Here is a 1,349-nt window from a genome sequence, read left to right as displayed (position 1 = left end):
CGGCTGGGCGGCCGTGGGCGCGTTCACGCTGCAGGCTCAGCACGCCGAGTCCGGCCTGCGCGGCGAAACCACCGGCAGCGTGACGGCGCCGACGGCAGCGGTGGTGCTTAACCTGGCGCTGCAGCCGTCGGGCAACGTCGAAGGCAGCGTGCTAGCTCAGGCTGGCACGCCGGTGGCGGACGTCGCGGTCTACGCGCGCAGTTCCGGCCTGCTGTTCGATCGCCAGACCTGGACCGACGCCCAGGGTCAGTTCCGCTTCGACCGCATCGCGCTGGGCGAGGTCGGCGTCTCCGCTATCGACGAGCCCACGCAGAACGTCGCCACGGGGCAGACGCAGCTGACCAGCAACGGACAGAACGCCGTCGTCAACCTGCAGTTCCCGGCCACGGGCAGTATCGGCGGCACCGTCTACCGCGACGGCAACCCGGCGCCCGCGGCCTGCGTCGAACTGCGTTCGGTCGCCGACGGACCGGTCCATCCGTTCCATTCGACGACGGCGGACGCTGCGGGTCTGTATACGTTCGCGGCGGTGACCCCGGGTCCGTTCCTGGTCCAGGCCGATGCCTGCGACAGCAGCCGTCTGACCGGCTTGGCCGAGGCCACGGTCGGTAGCAACGCCAGCACCACGGCCGACGTCACCCTAGGCAACGCGCTGCCACTGTCGCAGCGCCTGCTCGACAGCGTCTCGGGCTACAGCGTCGAGGTTGGCGGCACCGGCGCGCTGCTGCCCTTCCACACCGAAACCGACGCCGCGCATACCTTCAGCGGCGACGGCCACGTCCTCAGTGTCGGCGGGACCGACTTCCCCTGGCTCGGCGCCGCCTGGAGCGGCCTGTCCGGACGCGAGCTGCGCCTGGGGCCGTTGGGCCTTGCCGGTTTGCAGGTCAGCCGTCGCGTCCACGTGCCGGCCGCCGGCGGCTACGTCCGCCTGCTGGAAACGCTGACCAACACCGGTGCGACAACGCTCACGCGCACGCTGCGGATCAGCGGCACCTACCGCACGTTCGAGCCGGAACTGCTGGTGTCGCCGGCGGCCGGAGGCGGCCGCTACGCCGTGGTCGCGCCGCCCGAGTGGGACAACTACAGCGCGGGCCTGGCCGGCCAGGTCTTCGGTGGTAACGGTGCAACGCTGCCGCAGGTCCGCATCAATCCCGCGCAGCGCCGTTTCGAATGGAGCTGGAACGTGACCGTGGCGCCGGGCCAGACCGTTTCGTACCTCGGCTACCTGGTGCCGCGCCGCTTCGGCGACGCCATCGCCGCGCAGCAGCAAACCCAGCGCCTGGCCGACATGGTCGAACCGGGCATGTTCGACGGCCTGACGGCCGCCGAGAAATCGCAGATCCAGAATT

Annotated in this window: 1 protein-coding gene; it reads left to right on the top strand. The window is 70.9% G+C overall.

Going from position 1 to position 1,349, the window contains the following annotated elements; translation table 11 throughout:
• Positions 1-1,349 (top strand): carboxypeptidase-like regulatory domain-containing protein (locus DFR29_RS29575; RefSeq protein WP_166654432.1); only part of this gene is annotated, 1,349 nt, incomplete at both ends.

This window comes from Tahibacter aquaticus, from assembly GCF_004363655.1.
In the GTDB taxonomy this organism is placed as follows: domain Bacteria; phylum Pseudomonadota; class Gammaproteobacteria; order Xanthomonadales; family Rhodanobacteraceae; genus Tahibacter; species Tahibacter aquaticus.
Note: the sequence above shows the minus strand (reverse complement) of the source record. Positions and strands in the feature narration are given on the sequence as shown.